General features: G+C 41.6%; 14 protein-coding genes. 4 read left to right on the top strand and 10 right to left on the bottom strand.

From position 1 onward, the window contains the following. Positions 1 to 15: 15 nt before the first annotated feature. From GHD25_RS14895 to GHD25_RS14860, 8 genes are all read right to left on the bottom strand, one after another. On the bottom strand, positions 16 to 2,037 hold the full coding sequence (locus GHD25_RS14895) for a glycoside hydrolase family 3 protein (protein ID WP_240452377.1): 2,022 nt from the start codon (positions 2,035 to 2,037) through the stop codon (positions 16 to 18). 929 nt (positions 2,038 to 2,966) lie between these two features. Beyond that, a complete protein-coding gene (locus GHD25_RS14890; RefSeq protein ID WP_164218236.1) occupies positions 2,967 to 3,809 on the bottom strand; it encodes a carbohydrate ABC transporter permease in 843 nt (280 codons plus the stop codon). Between the two features lie 286 nt (positions 3,810 to 4,095). Then, positions 4,096 to 4,989, bottom strand: coding sequence for a carbohydrate ABC transporter permease (locus GHD25_RS14885; protein WP_164218379.1), 894 nt, complete (start codon positions 4,987 to 4,989; stop codon positions 4,096 to 4,098). 207 nt (positions 4,990 to 5,196) lie between these two features. Beyond that, positions 5,197 to 6,573, bottom strand: a complete 1,377-nt coding sequence (locus GHD25_RS14880) for an ABC transporter substrate-binding protein (protein ID WP_164218377.1) — start codon at positions 6,571 to 6,573, stop codon at positions 5,197 to 5,199. 249 nt (positions 6,574 to 6,822) lie between these two features. Continuing rightward, positions 6,823 to 7,734 (bottom strand): N-acetylmuramic acid 6-phosphate etherase, encoded by a 912-nt coding sequence (gene murQ / locus GHD25_RS14875; RefSeq protein ID WP_164218234.1) that lies wholly within the window; start codon positions 7,732 to 7,734, stop codon positions 6,823 to 6,825. A gap of 167 nt (positions 7,735 to 7,901) precedes the next feature. Then, entirely contained in the window at positions 7,902 to 8,765 is an 864-nt protein-coding gene (locus tag GHD25_RS14870; RefSeq protein ID WP_164218232.1) for a MurR/RpiR family transcriptional regulator, read from the bottom strand. A 12-nt stretch (positions 8,766 to 8,777) separates the two neighbouring features. Next, positions 8,778 to 9,743 carry an N-acetylglucosamine kinase gene (locus tag GHD25_RS14865; RefSeq protein WP_164218230.1) on the bottom strand — a complete coding sequence of 322 codons (966 nt, stop codon included), beginning with the start codon at positions 9,741 to 9,743 and terminating at the stop codon, positions 8,778 to 8,780. Positions 9,744 to 9,889: 146 nt separating this feature from the next. Continuing rightward, positions 9,890 to 10,348: a flavodoxin gene (locus tag GHD25_RS14860; protein ID WP_164218229.1), complete on the bottom strand. Its 459-nt coding sequence runs from the start codon at positions 10,346 to 10,348 to the stop codon at positions 9,890 to 9,892. A gap of 256 nt (positions 10,349 to 10,604) precedes the next feature. Between GHD25_RS14860 and GHD25_RS14855 the strand changes: the two genes are divergently transcribed. Then, a complete protein-coding gene (locus GHD25_RS14855) occupies positions 10,605 to 12,089 on the top strand; it encodes a BCCT family transporter (protein WP_240452376.1) in 1,485 nt (494 codons plus the stop codon). A 76-nt stretch (positions 12,090 to 12,165) separates the two neighbouring features. Here the strand turns inward: GHD25_RS14855 and GHD25_RS14850 are convergent, their stop codons facing one another. After that, complete coding sequence (locus tag GHD25_RS14850) at positions 12,166 to 13,752, bottom strand: glutathione ABC transporter substrate-binding protein (protein ID WP_164218227.1); 1,587 nt, start codon at positions 13,750 to 13,752, stop codon at positions 12,166 to 12,168. A gap of 209 nt (positions 13,753 to 13,961) precedes the next feature. Between GHD25_RS14850 and GHD25_RS14845 the strand changes: the two genes are divergently transcribed. The 3 genes from GHD25_RS14845 to GHD25_RS14835 all read left to right on the top strand — a co-directional run bounded on the left by GHD25_RS14845 (position 13,962) and on the right by GHD25_RS14835 (position 15,974). Continuing rightward, positions 13,962 to 14,336, top strand: a complete 375-nt coding sequence (locus GHD25_RS14845; RefSeq protein WP_164218225.1) for a carboxymuconolactone decarboxylase family protein — start codon at positions 13,962 to 13,964, stop codon at positions 14,334 to 14,336. Positions 14,337 to 14,596: 260 nt separating this feature from the next. Beyond that, positions 14,597 to 15,520, top strand: coding sequence for a patatin-like phospholipase family protein (locus GHD25_RS14840; RefSeq protein ID WP_164218223.1), 924 nt, complete (start codon positions 14,597 to 14,599; stop codon positions 15,518 to 15,520). Between the two features lie 97 nt (positions 15,521 to 15,617). Next, positions 15,618 to 15,974 (top strand): hypothetical protein, encoded by a 357-nt coding sequence (locus GHD25_RS14835; RefSeq protein WP_164218221.1) that lies wholly within the window; start codon positions 15,618 to 15,620, stop codon positions 15,972 to 15,974. Positions 15,975 to 16,013: 39 nt separating this feature from the next. Here GHD25_RS14835 and htpG read toward each other — a convergent pair whose 3' ends face one another. Then, positions 16,014 to 17,900: a molecular chaperone HtpG gene (htpG, locus tag GHD25_RS14830; RefSeq protein WP_164218219.1), complete on the bottom strand. Its 1,887-nt coding sequence runs from the start codon at positions 17,898 to 17,900 to the stop codon at positions 16,014 to 16,016. Positions 17,901 to 18,058 lie beyond the last annotated feature (158 nt).

The following is an 18,058-nucleotide window of genomic DNA, read 5'->3' as shown; positions in this document are numbered from 1 at the left end:
ACAAATTGCTGCCTGTTAATCTTCCCATTTTTCAATGAGTCTGATGGTACGGGTATCCAGATAACTGTGAGCCTTATCCGAGATAACACCGGTATCTTTATAACGCTCTGTCAGCATTTGGAAACTTTCCATATGACGGAGCACTTTTTCCTGCTGCTCCCTTTCTTCATATTGCTGAACTGCTGTAAGGTGCATGGAAAGCGTCCTATATGCTTCCCCGCTGGTTATTTCCCCTGCTTCCCGGAGGTCATCTGCCAATGCTTTCATCCCCTCAGCAGATAATGGCTGGTCCACATAATCAATGCCGTGAAAAATTTCATAAAAACCAGGAATGGTAACAGGTAACTTTCCAAATGGATTAATTTCTCCTGCAAGCACCTTTGCCACTGAACTGGTCGAGACATTGAGATAGCTGTATGCATTTAAATATGCATCAACTTCAGGGAAAACCATCATATCGTAAGGATTGCGCATTGCTGCTGCTATTACCGGTTTTTCTGTATCCATCATTGCTTGTACCAAATCCTGCTGGGCAGCGTTGGTATTTGCTGTATAAGTGGTAACTATCACCTTATCTGCAGCCTCCGCTTGATCCACTGCTTCTGCAATTTGTGCCTCAGATGGGCTTGTTGCTGTTGCAAAGCTGTTCGCCTCTATACCTTGGCTTGCCAATTGATCAGCAATGGCAGACGGATTTGCCAGAGAAGGACCGGTAACAAAAACATTTTCGTTTTCTTCCAGCGGCAGCACGTTATCTTCATTTTTCACAAGTGTAATACTTTTATCAGCGATCTCTTGTGCTGTCTGCAGATGCTGATCTGTACCAATATTATTGATAGCTTCCGGGTCTGTAAATGGATCTTCAAAATAGCCATTATCCATTTTCGTCTGTAAAATTCGGAAAACGGATTCATCTATTCTATCCATGCTGATCTCCCCGGATTCCACAGCACTGACCATACTCTCAAAAGCCTGTCCTACATTCGGCGGGTTCAGTAAAATATCTGCTCCTGCCTTAAATGCCTCTACAGGTACCTCTTCAGGAGGAAGTACATCAGCACCGGCCATATCCAAACTGTCCGTAATAATCAGACCTTCAAAACCCATTTCATCCCGCAGCAGATCGGTAAGTATCGGTTTGGAAAGAGTTGCCGGCAGTCCTGAATCATCCAATGCAGGTACAACAATATGAGCTGTCATAATCGAATCGATGCCTGCATCGATGGCTTCTCTGAATGGTTTTAAATCCACTTCATATAATGTTTCCAAATCACTTTCAATGATAGGCAGCCCATAATGGGAATCTACATCCGTATCCCCGTGTCCAGGGAAGTGTTTTGCTGAAGCAACGATGTTTTCATTTTCCATCGCTGTAATTTGCGCCACTCCAAGTTTTGAAACCAGTTCAGGATCTTCCCCGTAAGAACGGACACCAATCACCGGATTGTCCGGATTGACATTTACATCCACAGTCGGTGCAAAATTCATATTTACACCAAGTGCCTTCATCTCTTTTCCAAGAATGCTGCCGCTTTCGGATGCTAAATATTCAGATCCTGTCGCTCCCAAGGCCATATTTCCCGGAAAAACTGTCGCAGGACTTGTCGCCCTTTGAACAATGCCGCCTTCCTGGTCAGTTGAAATGAAGAGCGGAATGGAAGACTCCTCCATCGCTATTTCCTGCAGGCCATTGGATAATTCATTTACCTGCTGCGCATCCAGCGGAGTTCCAATATTTTGTGTCCAATTAAAGTAAATGACCCCGCCAACGTGATAATTTTCAATTACCTCTTGAAAGTTTTTTCCGCCTCGGTTATTATTCAGATTTGTATCTTCATAATCTGGGTCTGTTGGCGTTGTGCCATACACATGAACAATAAACAACTGTCCGATCTTCTCTTCCAGTGTCATATTGTTCATTATTTCTTCAATTTCATCATAATTCTTTTCTCCAGGTGCCTGATTTGCAGAGATTTGGAGCGGGAACATCATGATGCATAAAATCGACAAACCAATCACCAATCGGTTTGGCTTCAAAGATATTCCTCCTTCAATAATTTGGCTTGCAACACCGGTACGGTTCTCTTGTTGCGAAATTTTATTCTTAAATTATGTTGTGCTTGTTCCCGGTGATTAATGTTTGCCGGATGGAAACGCTTATACTCTTTTTTTAATACAACACCTGCCTTTCTATCGTTTTTTAGGTCAATGATGTCAGAAATCACTTATGTATTCTATTAAATATGACAATAACAGATAATTTCTAAAATATCTATACACATTTTCAAATTTTTAAAAAATAATGAAAAGGAACTATATCTAAAAAACACAAAATAGTAAAATAGGTATAGAAATATCGAGAAAACAGGAAATAAGTCATATGACAAAAGAACTCCCATCTAAAGATTGTATCTTTGTTTACAAAGATATCATAAGATGCTGCAGACCTTCATATCCGACTTGCTAATATACGTATTTCAGCTCAGCGGGCTAAAATTTTTCTTTGGAGGGTCCCAGGAACTTTTAAACTTAGATATTACGGGGAGATTAGCAGAAGTTATATTAGAAAGGCCCCTGCCTGACTTACCACATAAAGAGTGGTAAAAGCTTTCCAGGCAGCGAAAAAGTTGGATTGATTTTATATGGGCCAGTGATAAAATGATATTTCCGCCCCCTTTAAATAAAGAAAACTTTTTCAGGGCGGGTAAAAGGTCCTGGTTCAACAAATAATAAAAAGACGTTTTTTCTCATCTGACCACCTTCATTAAAAGGCTAAATGGTTGCGCCGCCGAATAGAAATGCTGACAGCCTGCTGCTGTGAGCCAAAAATGGTTAAATAACCTAATCAACTGCCTATGAATTAACAAAGAAAAAATCCCGGGAAAAAGTCAATTTCCACAGGATTAATTCTGCAATTTATAATAGTTCCATTAATTATTGATACAATAATGGACGGCCACTTTGTTTTATCCTTTAATCGCTCCTTCTGTCATACCTTTGGCAATTCGGCGCTGGAAGATGGCATAAAGGATAATAACGGGTACTATGGCGATGACAAGACTGGCAAATAGTGTTCCCCAAGCATTTGTGTATTGGGCCTCACTGCTAATAAAATCAATGGCCAGTGCCAGTGTATAATTTTCCGATGATTGCAGGAAGATCAGCGCCATAAAATACTCGTTCCAGAATTGAATTGTATTCATAATCGTGACAGTAATAATACCCGACATACTTAATGGTGTAATGATTTTCCATAATACCATATAAGGAGACATGCCATCCATGGCTGCTGATTCCTCCAGTGACTTAGGAATCGTACTCATAAAACTCGTCAGCACAAATATCGTAAACGGCAGCTGACTGACCGCATATACAATGGCTAACCCATATATATTATCCAGCAGATTCAGTTCCATCAGCAGGAAAAATAACGGAATCCAGCCAAGCACCATAGGAATCATCATGGCAGATATATAGAGCGTGAATAAAAATCTGCTGCCCCGAAAGTTAATGCGTTCAATCGCATAAGCAGTAGGTATGGCCATTGCAAGCGTTAATATCGCACCTATTACTGTTACAATCAAACTATTAAACACACTTGTATCAATATTATAGTTTGTCCAGGCATCAGCAAAGTTTTGCCAGTTAAACGTCTCAGGCAACCCCCATGGATTCCTGTAAATTTCGGCATTCGACTTAAACGAACCGATAAACATCCAAATAATTGGGTACAAAACGGCAATTGTCCAAAGTATTAACGGTATTCTAATTCCGGTTCTGCCAAGCATCTGACCGACAGTTCGTCTCACTATGGACCCTCCCTCTTTCTCTATTAATCTATTATCTCTGCACAATTATTAGTAATATTTAGATAACAGATTTATTGATTTGCTGTTTATGTTAAATAAAAAAACTGTATACTGCGATATAATTGATGCGACTTCTTTCCCTTTGAGGAGTGGTAATCCGAGTGTGATTTTCATGTTGCAGGCAATTTTGAATGCAGGACTCCCCGGAATAAAGATTGCCGACAAATATGCAGGAAGATAAAAAAGCAGCCATCTCCCTGAATACACCCCATCAATAAAAACCCTGCTAGTATTCAACTTTCTCCCTGCGCATCAGGAACTGGAAAAACAAGACGGTAATTAAAGAAAGCACCAGGATCATCACGCCAATTGTTGCTCCATAGCCAAAATTGTATTGTTCAAAAGCCTGCTGGTATAAATATGACCCCATGACATGGGTTGCATTGTTGGGTCCGCCACCAGTCATTACCTGTACAAGGATAAAAGAACCATTTAGCGTTGTAATGATAATATACAGCACGGAAATTTTAATTTGAGGCCATATAAGCGGCAGCGTTACTTTCCAAAACTGCTGCCATTCTGTCGCGCCATCTATTTCAGCTGCCTCATAATAGCTCTTGGATATATTGGAAATCCCTCCCATAAGCATCAGAAGAAATAAACCGATCCCCGCCCAAATGGATGGCAATACAAGACTTGGCAGTGCCCAGGTTTCACTTCCCAGCCATGGACGCGCCAGTGATTCAAGTCCAAGAAACTCCAAACCGGAGTTTACCAGTCCCATGGAAGGGTTATAAATAAATGTCCATAAAATACCAATAACAACGACAGACATAATATTCGGAAAAAAGAAGACAATCCGATAAAACGGTGCTTCTTTTATTTTCAATTGGGTTAAAGCTACCGCAAAAAATAAGGCCATAATCATAATACCGATAATTTTTGTTGCGACCAGAAAATAGTCATGAATAATCGTACGCGGAATAATTGCATCATTAAACAGTCGTACATAGTTGTCAAAACCGACAAACTCCCGGTTAGCCGAGGCACCTGACCAGTCAAAAAATGAATAGTACAAGCCGCTGAACAAGGGATATAAAGTAAATATACAAAACATAATAAATGTCGGCACTAAACAAAATGCTAAAAATATGTATTTTTGTTTGCTTGATTGTACCATCCAATCACTCTTTCTTAAAAAACTTGGCTTGCCGTCCATCATTTCGGAAACCTTAGTCCAACGAATAGAATCATTTTCATCTGCGCCTGTATACTCACGCAGCACCATTTCCTGTGAACTTACACTTTCTACCTTCAAAAAATAAATAGCTGTATGGAATATAGGACATGTCTGCCCTATATTCCACACACCCTTTTAATCAACATTTTAATTACGGTAGTTCGCTGCGGCCGCTTCCGCTGCTTCGACAAATTCCTCAGCCGTACTATTTCCAAGCATTAAGGACATTAATGCATCCCCGATCGGCTGTTCCAGATCAGCACTCATCGGATGCGGCATATGGTAAATTTGCACCTGTTCGGGGTCATTAATCATTTCATTTGCTTCCGTTAAATAAACCGGAACATCGTCACTTTGTGATAAATCAACATCTGTCAGGTTCATAATGGCACCTGTATGTTCAGAGAACGACAGGGCGTATTCCCTGGTGAAAACAAATTCCACAAATGCTTTGGCAGCTTCGGGATTTTCCGCGTTTTCCGCAATGGCTAACGGACGTAAATCCGGTACGATCGCATATGGTTCACCCGGGTCCTGCATTGGGGAAGGAATAAATCCAAACTCAAACCCTTCCGGAATGTCATTTGCCATTTCATTTGGAAGCCAGAATCCTACCGGAACAAAAGCATTGTCATGCAATAGGAAATTCATCTGGGATTGGGTATGGTTCAGAGCACCAAGGCCAGAGTCAAACATTCCTTCCTGTGCCATCCTCTCCACTTTTTCCATAATTTCCACGACTGGCTCACTTGTCCATGCTCCCTCGGCTCCTGTAGTCACATCCGCCAGCAGTTCATCCCCGCCTGCTGCGCCAAATGCCGGATTCAGCATTCCTCTAAGGAAATAATAAGGATGTTGTCCTGAAGTGACAAATGGATCAATGCCTTCTGCTTCTTTAATTTCTTCCATTGAGCTCATAAAGCTTTCAAAATCCGTTGGCACTTCATAGCCTTTTTCTTCAAATAGCGCCCTGTCATACCATGTGCCCCATGTATCAAAGACTAAAGGCAAGGAATAAATTTCACCATCATAAGTCGCAGGTTCCACAATAAAGCTGTCCAGGAGTGCATCTCCGTTTTCCAATTCTATATCTTGTACAAATTCGTCCAGATTCATTAATTGACCATCTTCTACCATTTGGGTTTCACTGGATCCCGCACCGTCAATATAAACAACATCAGGCGGATCATTGGCAACCCAGCGGGACCGCATTTCCTCGTTAATATTCGGTCCGGCATGCTCAATAATATTTACATCTGGATATTCCTCCTGAAAGTCGGAAATTACTTCCTTCCACCAGGAATCCCCATATCCACCTACAAAATACTGGATTTCCAGATCACCGGAAATTTCTCCGTCTCCGTCGGATGCTCCTCCATCATCAGAAGAACCATCAGTATCTTCCGTATCCTCCGTATCGTCAGTGTCTGTCCCGGCTTCTTCCGTGTCCCCGTTACCTCCGCAAGCAACAACAAATGCCAGCATAAACATGGCGATAAACAATAATAAAAGTTTGCCATTCATTCTCTTCACCTTAATTGCCCCCTTTGAATTTTTTTGCAGCCCGGCCTTCATGAAATGGACTTTTCAAAGTCTATTTTGCTTTCATACCCCTATGCTGCAAATCCCCCTGACTGAAAGCCTCAGCTGCAATCATGCAGGTAATTTTGCTAAAAGCGCCCACCTGCTGAAAATATATGAAACACATTAATAGTTTAAAAGCCACGCGCCTTATTATAACCGGGTATCATACCCCGCCCGGCCATGAAACTATTAATGGGGTTTCTCAGTAAAATAATCAATTGCCCTTCTCACAAAGCCGTTATTGTTGTCAATGGCTGCTTTTGCTTCCTCTACGGAGACATCTGCCTCAATCATGACAATAGCCGGTTTTACCTCATGGTTTGTCTGCTTCAGAACTTCCTCCGCTTTTTCATAGGATACTTTAGTGATTTCCATAATATTTGTTTTTGCCCGTTCCTTTAGTTTGTAGTTGCTTGCATGGACATCTACCATTAAATTTTCATAGACTTTTCCAAGTTTTACCATTACGGCTGTACTAATCATGTTTAATATCATTTTATGTGCCGTTGCGGCTTTCATTCTTGTTGAGCCGGTTAAAATTTCCGGTCCGACAACTACTTCGATAGAACAGTCGGCAAATTGACTGATCACCGAATTATCATTACAGGACAAAGACACGGTATATGCACCGAGTTTCCGGGCATATTTTAAAGCGCCTATCGGATACGGAGTTCTTCCGCTGGCAGTAATTCCAAAAACAACATCTTTCTTTGTCACCCCTTTATCCTTTACATCTGTCTCCCCCTTAGCTTCATGATCCTCAGAGCCTTCCACAGCCTGAAAAAAAGCATTATTTCCGCCGGCCATTACCGTTTGTACCATATCAGGCGATGTCATAAATGTAGGAGGACATTCCGAGGCATCCATGACACCTACCCTTCCACTTGTTCCGGCGCCAACGTAAAATATTCTGCCTCCTTTTTTCAAAGCTTTGTGTGTGGCTTCTATGGCGGTTTCTACTTGTGGAAGCACCTTTTCTACCGCCAAAGCCACTTTTTTATCCTCTTCATTGATCAACTTTATCATTTGCCCCACAGACATCTGATCCAAGTTCATACTATTCCGATTTCTTTGTTCGGTTGTCAGTTTAAATAATTCCATATGTATACTTAAGCTCCTCATCACTAAAATACCTACTATTCTCTCATTGGGAAACGCTTACATCAATACTATTATACTATGTGAAATTTGATTTTATTATAGACTTTATGAATTTTTTTGTCAACATAGTATTTATGTTTCAGTAATAAAATTTCAATCACATGCCGCTATTCTCCTCCCTCCCTTAAGAAGTTCACGGCTTTCCTCGTTTCATCCAAATGCTTAATGGTCTCCTCGTACCCCATGGATGCCATGCACATGAGCAGTATATCAATAATATGAAGCTGGGCAATTCTCGAGGAGGTGGCACCGCTTCTGAACGTCGCTTCCTTTGCAGCAGATGTGTGTAATAAAATATCAGTCCATTTACTCACGAGTGAATTGCCGTATTTGGTGATGCTGATAGTAGTACAATTTTTTTGTTTGGCAAGCTCCAGCAGTTTTGCAATTTCCCTGGTATTGCCGGAAAAAGAAATGCCGACTACCACGTCCTCTTCTCCCTTGTTGGCGATGGAGGTTGCAGCCATATGCACATCAGAAAATGCATAGGCATTTTTATTAATTCGCAAAAATTTCTGTTCAGCATCATTTGCTGCAATGAAGGAGGCACCCACACCGATAAACAGGATGGATTTTGCTTTGGATAAAGCAGAAACAGCAGCGGCAAGACTTTTTTCACTCATGATGTCCATCGTTTCCCGCAATGTTTGGATCGTATTGGAAGTAACTTTATCCATGATGTCTTTTAGTCCTTCATTTGGTTCAATGTCACGATATTCCGTATTTTCCTCTGCCTGAAGATCGCCGGCAACGCGGATTTTCAATTCCTGGAAACCGCTCAGCCCAAGGGATTTGCAAAGACGGATGACAGCAGCGCTGCTCGTATTGCTTTTTTCTCCAAGCATTAACGCTGTTTGTAATATCGCTTCCTCCGGATTTTCTAAAATATATTGGGCAATTTTTTTCTCTGATGGCGGTAAACTGTTTAACATTTCCTTTAAAATCACGAGACCGCCTTTAACGTAAGACATAGGATCACCTTCTTATTCTGTATGAATTATATTTTTTATTTTTTGCTTATCTAAAAGGCTTTCCTGCATAAGAAAAGCTCCGATTAGAGCCCCGCCGGCAGGAGACATGTCAGGCAATACCAACTTCAGGTTCTTATATGTGTCCAATTGTTCCCGCAGCAGTTTCGGGATAATGTCTCTTTCTTGAAAAATGCCGCCGGATAAAACAATGGTGGTTTTTTCACTTGCTGTAAAAATTTTTTTGTAAAGGGCAGTTATGTTTAATGCCAGTTCATCTGCCGTCTGATTAACAATCATCTTTGCTGTGCTGTCGTTTTGCTTATATGCATGAAATACGATTTGAGAAAGGGGTGATATCTCCTTTTTTGGTGATGGAGATGTGTACACCCTGCGAATTAAATCCTGCGGGTTGTCCACTTGAAAATGGGCATATAGCATTTGTAAAAGCACCGTATCGGGACCTCTTCCGTCAAATGCCTTTAAAGCAGCGGTTACCGCCCTTCTCCCAATATCATAGCCGCTTCCTTCATCCCCGAATAAATATCCCCAGCCGCCGACTCGCTGCACCGTTCCCCGGCTATTTTTCCCATAAGTAATCGATCCTGTTCCGGAAATTTGCACAATGCCGGGTTCCCCATATGTACCGGCATAAAGCGCATTGACTGCATCCGCCTCTATTTTAATGGCAGTCTTTTCCGGGAAAAGCTTTTTCAATATTCCCCGAAGGACTTTTTCATTTTCTTTGTTTCCAGCACCGGAAATACCTGCATACAGGGAGACAGTATGTTTCTCAAATCCTTTCTGCTGTTGTTCCATGGAAGAAAATATATCATAAAACACACTTGCAAGATCCTTTTCCTTTACTGCATTTGGATTACTCGGACCGGCTGCAGCACTGGCAATGACATTTCCGGATTCATCTGCAAGCAATCCTTTTGTCTTTGTTCCCCCGCCGTCGATCCCGATAAAATAATTCAACCCCATCCCCCCTTCAATAAAATTCTCATCACTTTATAGAATATAGATTTTTCATTTGTTTAACAAGCATTTTCTGAAATTAAATTTTAATTAAAAAACGCTATATATAAAAATATATAACGTTTCCAATCAATTCTTATTTTTTGTTACACTTTTTCGCCAATGTGAAGCATAACCTGCTCTGCCAGTTTTTCACAAGCAATGATATCATCTTTACCCGGCTCCAGGTCAACCTTCAGCCACGGCTTAATCACCTTGGCGCCAAGTTCCTCCAGCCTCTCCCCCATCAGGTCAATTGCACCGCCGTACGTATCATAAAATGAATCACAGGAGCCAAAGACTGCAAATAAATGATTCTTTATATTCACATCTTCCAGCTCTTCATAGAAGTCTTCCACTTCATAAGGCAGATCTCCATCATCCCAGGTGTGCGTACCGATCAGCACTGCATCATAGGCTGTAAGTTCTTCCGTATCTATTGGATCGAAATCAAAGGTTTTCATCGTAATCCCGCAGTTATTTTTTTCAAAAAAAGCAGCTATTGCCTCTGCCATTAATTCCGTATTTCCGGTCTGGCTTGCATAAATCATGAGAATTTTATTCATTCATTGCTTCCCTCCATCAGAAACAAGTTTATGTTAAAAAAATCTTCCTGACTCCATTCTAGTTGATAATGATAATTGTTTTCAATGGTATAGCTTCAATATGTTTGACAATGTTGTGGCATCCGTAAATCCGGAGCTTTTTCGGACACTCTCATAAAATATCCCAACCCTTGGCCATTGGAACTGTTTTAATCCGTATTTTATTGGGAAGAAACTGTATAGAATAATTGCCTGAAGGAGGGATGCGGGTATAAAATTGCTGCAAAAGTTTAATTTAGTTAATATAATCCCTGTCATTATCATTTTGATGTTTACTATCTGGGGTTTTGTTTTTCCCAAACAGCTGGTGGAAACACTGACAGGATTGGTTACCTCAATAAACGAATCAGTCGGCTCCATCTATGTCTTTGGAACGGCTGTTTTTGTGATCTTTTGTTTATATCTTGGCTTTGGACCATATAAAGATGTGAAACTCGGAAAACAGGAGGATGAGCCGGAATATAATTATTATTCGTGGATTGGCTTGTTATTTGGTGCCGGAATGGGTGTAGGTCTTTTGTTCTGGGCCGTTGCAGAACCTTTATCCCACTATGTTGAACCTCCTCCTGGCATCGAAGCTGAAACACAGGAAGCTGCCGATGCCGGCTTATTGTATAGTATTTTTCACTGGGGAATACATCCATGGGCGGTTTATGCCACGATTGCATTGGGACTCGCCATAGCCAAGTTCAAAAAGGATTTGCCCGGGCTCATCAGTTCTATATTTTATCCGCTGATTGGACAGCGGGTGCACGGACGGGTTGGGCATACGATAGATATTTTAGCTATAGTAATTACGACCATTGGGGTAGCCACAACACTCGGCTTAAGCACAGTCCAGCTGGCCGGCGGATTATCCGAAGTATTCGGCTGGGAAAATTCCGTTTCTCTTCAATTAAGCATTATCGCAGTAATTACAGTTTTTTACTTAACGTCGGTTGTCACCGGGATTAACCGCGGAATGCTATATTTAAGTGTCATCAGCTTAAGTATGTCGGCTGTTTTGATGATTGTCGTGTTTATGCTTGGACCAACTGTATTTCTAAGCGAAAACATCATCAAAATGACAGGACAATATGTATCCAGCTTTGTTTCGCTTACTCTTGAAACAACCCCCTACACAAACAATCAATGGATTGGAGAGTGGACCTTTTTCTATTGGGCATGGCTTATTTCCTGGAGTCCATTCGTCGGCACTTTTATTGCTCGTGTTTCCCGCGGCAGAACCTTAAAGCAGTTTGTGTTTGGCGTACTGTTTGTGCCTGCATTTGCCTCATTGATCTGGATTGTAACTTTTGGAGGTACGGGGCTGTATCTGGAGCATGTCCAGGAGGCTGGTATAGCCGAAACAATTGCGGATCTTCCGGAAGCCGGTCTTTTCATGGTTATGGAAAGTCTGCCGTTCAGCCTCATACTGAGTATAGCAACCCTTGTCATCATTACGATTTTCTTTGTCACTTCAGCTAATTCAGCCACCTATGTACTCGGAGTATTTGCAAGCAAAGGGGACCTTGATCCCAAAAACTCCGTGCTGATTACCTGGGGATTGCTGATAGCGGGAATTGCCGCTTCCTTTCTGTTCAGCGGCGGACTGGATGGGCTGGAAGCCATGTCAATTATCTCTGCAGTTCCATTTATATTCTTAATGATCGTTATGGTCTTTTCCATTCATCGGTTTGTGAAAAGGGACAAGGATTATTAGCACGCAAAAAGGCCGGTGAAACATCGATAATCTAATGTTTTGCCGGCTTTTTCACATGCTGTTTTAAAAAAGAAAATTAATTCTCTTCCAACGTCACATCTCTCAGAAACGGAAAGCTGCTCGGATATTGGTAAAATCCATCTACCTCATCCCGGAGTCCAGCCAGAAGCACGGAATGGTATACCGGTACAATTGGTGCTTCATCAATAATAATTTGCTGCGCCTGTGCATACAACTCCAGTCTTTCTTCTTCCTCTGTCGTTTGTCTTGCCTGCTCCAGCAAATTATCTACTTCCTCGTTGCTGAAAAAAGATCTGTTTCCCGGTGCTCCGGCATTTTCGGAATGAAACATTGGATACAGCCCATAATCAGCATCCAGCGTAACTGTACCCCAGCTGCCAACATGCATATCTGTTTCCCCATTGGCAGTTACTTCCAGATAGGCCCCTGTTTCCATCATTTCTATCTCCAATTCAATGCCAATTTCACTTAATTGGGCTTGGGCAATTTCCGCGATATCAGACGTTGTCCGGTCATTTGCCGCAATAGTTGCCGTAAAACCATCTTCATAACCGGCTTCTGCCAGCAGCTGCTCAGCTTCTTCCAAATTATTTTCTATTGGTGTCAATGCTTCACTATAGCCAATAACGGTCGGTGCAAGTGGTCCTTTTGCCGGCAATGCAACACCATCGGTAACCCCTTCAATAATTTGTTCGTTGTCAATAGCCATTGCTATGGCACGGCGGACACGTGCATCGTCAAAAGGTTCCCGTTCCGTGTTCATGCCTATATAGGTCAGATTGGAACTGTCGGATTGTTTCACATGGGTGCCTTCTGTGTTATCAATTTGTTCAATATCATTTGCGTTCACAGGGTAAATAATATTTGCTTCCCCGGTTTCAAGCTCGGCAATCCTCGTCAAATCCTCGGGTACTACTTTAAAAGTGACGGAATCCACCTGGGCTTCCTCTCCCCAATAGTCTTCATTTTTGACCAGGGTAATGTTTTCCCCGTGAGTACGGTCCTCATATTTAAAATAACCGGTACCGACTGGATTTTCATTCACAGAAGCAAAAGGGTCTTCCCCATTTTCAATTGCTTCATAATCGGCTTCAATGGACTCCAGACTGATGATATGACCGCCAGGATGTGCCAGGTGAAGCGGCAGGGCGGAAAAAGGAAATGCCGTTGTTATTTCCACGGTATATTCACTGGTTACCTCTACCGATTCGATCATGTCAAAAAGAAATGCCAGGGGAGAGCCAATATCCGGGTCCAATACACGGTCCAAGTTTGCTTTTACCACTTCCGCATTCAATTCAGAACCATCGTGAAACGTCACACCTTCTCTGATTTTCGCTTCCCAGACAGTATCCTCTATTTGTTCAAAGCTTTCGGCAAGTGCAGGCTGCAGTTCCAAATTCGTATCGAGTGAAACCAAAGTATCATACATCGCATTCATCACATACAAAGAATTGCCGTCATTTGCCGCATGCGGATCAAGCGAAACGGGATCTGATGCAATATCTACAACTAAACGATCTTCAGCACTTCCTGTTTCATCTTCAGTGTCACCTTCTTCCGCCGGTTCCGGATCCCCGGCACAAGCCGCTAAGATGAGTAATGTGATAAAAAGAACAGGTAAAAATATATATTTTTTCATAGAAATCCTCCTTTAATCATATTAAATAGATAAGATTAATCAACCTTAGCTATTTTATCCACGAAATGAGGTGGAAGTCAAATTTATAGCTTCACTATTCACACCCATCCGCATTATTTATTCACCCAGTTTTTTCCCTGTATATATTTCACAATAATAATAAAGGATAAGAACTGGAAAAATTTTAAAAAAGTATTGGAGTGATACGCATGGAATTCCATGAAGAAGAACAGGTTAATTATTTCGATCAGTCCATTATGGATTATAAGCAGGGAAGCAGCCGGCTAAGCAAAAAGTTACCAAAAGTGATGCAAGGTTTCTTTGACTTTACGGAAGCTTGCTTTGAGGAAGGGACCCTGGATAAAAAACAAAAGCAGCTGACAGCACTTGGTATCAGTATTTATGCACAGGATGAGTATTGTATTATGTACCATGCAAAAGGGGCTGTGGAACATGGCGCATTAGAGGAAGAATTAATGGAAGTTATTGCCATCAGTTCAGCATTGGGCGGAGGCGCAGCACTGTCGCAGGGCGCTACACTGGCATTGGATACGTTCCACCATTACAATCAAAAAACCCATTAATGATAGACGCCGGAAGCAAACAACAAAATCTAAAAATATCCTGGGTGAATTTTTTTCATTATCTTACTTCTTAGTAAGGGCGGGATCCTCTAAAGTTGAGGATCTTTTTTATTATAAAAAAACACCACCTTTATTTTGCCCATTCCTTCTCTTTTTTAAACAGGGCGGCAGCCTCATGTGCGAACGATAACCCGATGATATAATAAAGTATACCTGTTAACACTGGAATGCTTTAAAACTACAAATAAAGGGTGATCAAAATGAAGGCTGATGCAGTGTTTGAAGGAGGCGGAGTCAGAGGTGTCGCCTTTGCGGGAGCGATTGAAGCAATGGAAAAAAATAATGTCGAATGGATGCGGATTGCCGGGACTTCAGCAGGCTCTGTTGTTGCAGCACTACTCGCTGCAGGCTACACAAGCCAGGAAATCAGACATACTTTGGAACAAATGGATTTTTCCAGGTTCCGCGGCAGAACATTTGTCAACCGGATCCCTTTGATCGGAAACCTGGTACAGCTGATTTTCTCCCTGGGAATGTATAAAAATGATTATCTATCGTCTTTAGTGGATCGGCTTCTTGCAGAAAAAGGAATTGAAACCTTCGCTGACCTGCCGGAAGGGAAATTGAAAATTATTGCATCAGACATCTCCTATGGAAAAATGCTTATTTTCCCTGACGATCTCCCGCGTTACGGCATGCAGCCTGCAGATGTAAAAATTTCAAAAGCTGTCATGATGAGTACCTCCATGCCGTTTTTCTACAGACCTGTTATCTGGAAGGGAAAAAACGGCAAAAAGTCGTATATCTTGGATGGCGGTCTGCTCAGTAATTTTCCCATATGGATATTTGATGAGAAAAATCCCCGCCATCCGACCATCGGGTTCCATTTTATGAAAGAAAAAATAATTGGTCACTCCATCATTCCTTCTCCCCTGCATTTATTCGAGAATATATTTAGAACGATGCTGCAGGCACATGATTTGCGTCATCTGGACAAAAACTCCATAGAGCGAACCGTTCAAATACCTACCGGTGATATCACCGCGACCGATTTTGATTTGAGTAAACCCGAAATTGATTTTCTATATTCCTCCGGCTACCATGCAGCGACCGAATTCCTGGCAAGTTGGGATTTTAACAAACATAAGATGAATAGAATACAGCAAAGGGAACCTGCTAATTGAAATAACTTACCTAACCACAGCATACAATCCGCTAACTTTAACAGCCATGTTTAAAATCTCACGTACAAAGGAGCAAATCATGCGTATATTATCCTGTATGTTTCTATTTTTGCTATTTTTTATATCAGGCTGTTCTATCCAGGACGAAAGTGATGCGGAAAACAGGGAAATCCATTCATCCGTAGAATGGGCGGATGTCGTAAAATGGCAGGAAGGCACTTATTATCTTGATGAAGATAAAACTAATGGGATTACAGAGGAGGATGTGGGAGAAGTATTAGGTGAAGTAAGCTTTCGGGTAATGTACAGTGAAGCAGAAAATAACTCTGATTATCAGCTTTCCAATGGAGAAGCAACGTGGCTGGCGGAGGGCACAACGATCCATGCCATTACCGGCGAATCAAGTAAAAAATATATTTTTGCGGACGGGAAAGTGTATAAATCTGAAGAATAAAAAGAGGAGCGCATATACACTGCCGCTCCTCCTTCTTTATTATTTCGCTTCGGCCATGACTTTACACATATCGTTTGTAAAAGCAACCGGGTCTTCAATGGATAATCCTTCAATCAGCATGGCCTGGTTGTACAACAGGCTGGCATACAGTTCGAGCTTTTCCTTATCTTCTTCAAATGCCCTTTGCAGAGACGGGAAAATCTCATGATCTGTATTGATTTCCAATACTTTATCCGCCTGGATGTTCTGATTATTCGGCATGGCGCTCAGCACTTTTTCCATTTCCACAGAAACATCCCCTGCAGCCGACAGGCATACCGGATGGGACTTCAGCCTCTTGGAAACCACTACATCTGTCACTTTCCCTTTCAAGGAGTCCTTCATATAGCTGAATAATGCTTTATGCTCTTCTTCCTGTTCCTTGCTTTCCTTCTCCTCGTCTTCGTCAATGCCCAGGTCACTGCTTGATACCGACTTAAATTCCTTCCCATCATAGTCCATAAGTATACGGATCGCAAACTCATCAATTTCATCAGTGAAATAGAGGATTTCATACCCTTTATCCGCAACCAGTTCCGTTTGCGGCAGGCGTTCAATTTTCTCATTGGATTCCCCTGCTGCATAGTAAATATATTTCTGCTCCTCCGGCATTCTGGAAACATATTCTTTTAGGGAAACGAGTTTCTTCTCTGTAGAAGAATAAAAAATCAACAGATCCTTCAGCACATCTTTATTGGCTCCAAACTCGTTATACACGCCAAATTTAATTTGTCTGCCAAAGGCCTGGAAAAACTTCTCATATTTGTCTCTTTCATTCTTCAGCATACCTTCCAGCTGACTCTTGATTTTTTTCTGGATGTTTTTTGCGATTACCTTCAGCTGTCTGTCATGCTGCAGCATTTCCCTGGAAATGTTCAGTGACAGGTCTTCCGAATCAACCATCCCTTTCACAAAACTAAAATGATCGGGCAAAAGCTCGGCACATTTACTCATAATCAGTACGCCATTGGAATATAGCTCCAGTCCTTTTTCATATTCCGCAGAATAAAAATCAAAAGGCGCATTTTCCGGAATGTATAATATGGCATTATAGCGGATGGTACCATCCACATTAATATGCATATGTTTGAGCGGTTTATCAAATCCGTAATTCTTTTCCCGGTAAAAATTTTCATAATCCTCATCTGTCAGTTCGCTTTTATTCTTCTTCCAGATGGGCACCATGCTGTTAATCGTTTCTTCTTCTGTAAAGTCAACATATTCATCGCTGTCATCTTCTTTTGGCTTGCTTTTCGTTACATTCATCCGGATCGGATAGCGAATAAAGTCGGAATACTTTTTCACTATTTCCTGCAGACGGTGTTCTTCCAGGAATTGGTCAAAGTCAACTTCCTCTTCATTTTCCCTGATTTTCAGAATGATTTCTGTCCCAGTATCCTGTTTATCATAGGGTTCAATCGTGTAGCCTTCCGTACCCTCCGATTGCCATTTATACCCCTGATCCGAATCCAGTGCTTTACTGATCACAGTAACGACATCAGCCACCATAAAAGCGGCATAAAAACCGACACCAAATTGCCCTATAATGTCATGGCCATCTTTAATTTCATTTTCCTTTTTAAAAGCAAGTGAACCACTTTGGGCAATCGTACCGAGATTTTCCTCCATCTCCTCTTTGGTCATCCCGATCCCTGCATCGGAAATCGTTAGCGTACGATTCTTCTTATCCGGCTCTATTTTAATGTAGTACTTGCTTTGGTCAAAAGTAATGGCATCATCCGTCAGTGCCCGGTAATAAATTTTATCAATTGCATCACTCGCATTGGAAATCAATTCACGCAGAAACACTTCATGCTTCGTGTAAATCGAATTGATCATCATTTCCAACAACCGTTTGGACTCTGCCTGAAATGCTTTTTTTTCCATCTTTCTACTCTCCTTACTGCATATTAAAATTAGTTTCCACTATTTTAAATACCATATTGGTCAAATAAAGTCAATCTCCACTTCCATTTCGTTTGTGTCAAGCTTTTCTCGGTCCCCTTATAATACCAATATTTCTGGCACTCTGTATTTGTACGCTT

This window comes from Virgibacillus aidingensis (assembly GCF_010994035.1).
GTDB lineage: Bacteria > Bacillota > Bacilli > Bacillales > Amphibacillaceae > Virgibacillus_N.
This window is presented reverse-complemented; position numbering and strand designations above follow the sequence as displayed.

Excerpts from the sequence above, each read along its gene's own strand:
- GHD25_RS14880 (WP_164218377.1), bottom strand. The coding sequence starts at position 6,573 with ATGAATGGCAAACTTTTATTATTGTTTATCGCCATGTTTATGCTGGCA.
- GHD25_RS14840 (WP_164218223.1), top strand. The coding sequence starts at position 14,597 with ATGAAGGCTGATGCAGTGTTTGAAGGAGGCGGAGTCAGAGGTGTCGCC.
- GHD25_RS14845 (WP_164218225.1), top strand. The coding sequence starts at position 13,962 with ATGGAATTCCATGAAGAAGAACAGGTTAATTATTTCGATCAGTCCATT.
- htpG (WP_164218219.1), bottom strand. The coding sequence starts at position 17,900 with ATGGAAAAAAAAGCATTTCAGGCAGAGTCCAAACGGTTGTTGGAAATG.
- GHD25_RS14850 (WP_164218227.1), bottom strand. The coding sequence starts at position 13,752 with ATGAAAAAATATATATTTTTACCTGTTCTTTTTATCACATTACTCATC.
- GHD25_RS14885 (WP_164218379.1), bottom strand. The coding sequence starts at position 4,989 with ATGGTACAATCAAGCAAACAAAAATACATATTTTTAGCATTTTGTTTA.
- GHD25_RS14835 (WP_164218221.1), top strand. The coding sequence starts at position 15,618 with ATGTTTCTATTTTTGCTATTTTTTATATCAGGCTGTTCTATCCAGGAC.
- GHD25_RS14870 (WP_164218232.1), bottom strand. The coding sequence starts at position 8,765 with ATGTCTTACGTTAAAGGCGGTCTCGTGATTTTAAAGGAAATGTTAAAC.
- GHD25_RS14860 (WP_164218229.1), bottom strand. The coding sequence starts at position 10,348 with ATGAATAAAATTCTCATGATTTATGCAAGCCAGACCGGAAATACGGAA.
- murQ (WP_164218234.1), bottom strand. The coding sequence starts at position 7,734 with ATGGAATTATTTAAACTGACAACCGAACAAAGAAATCGGAATAGTATG.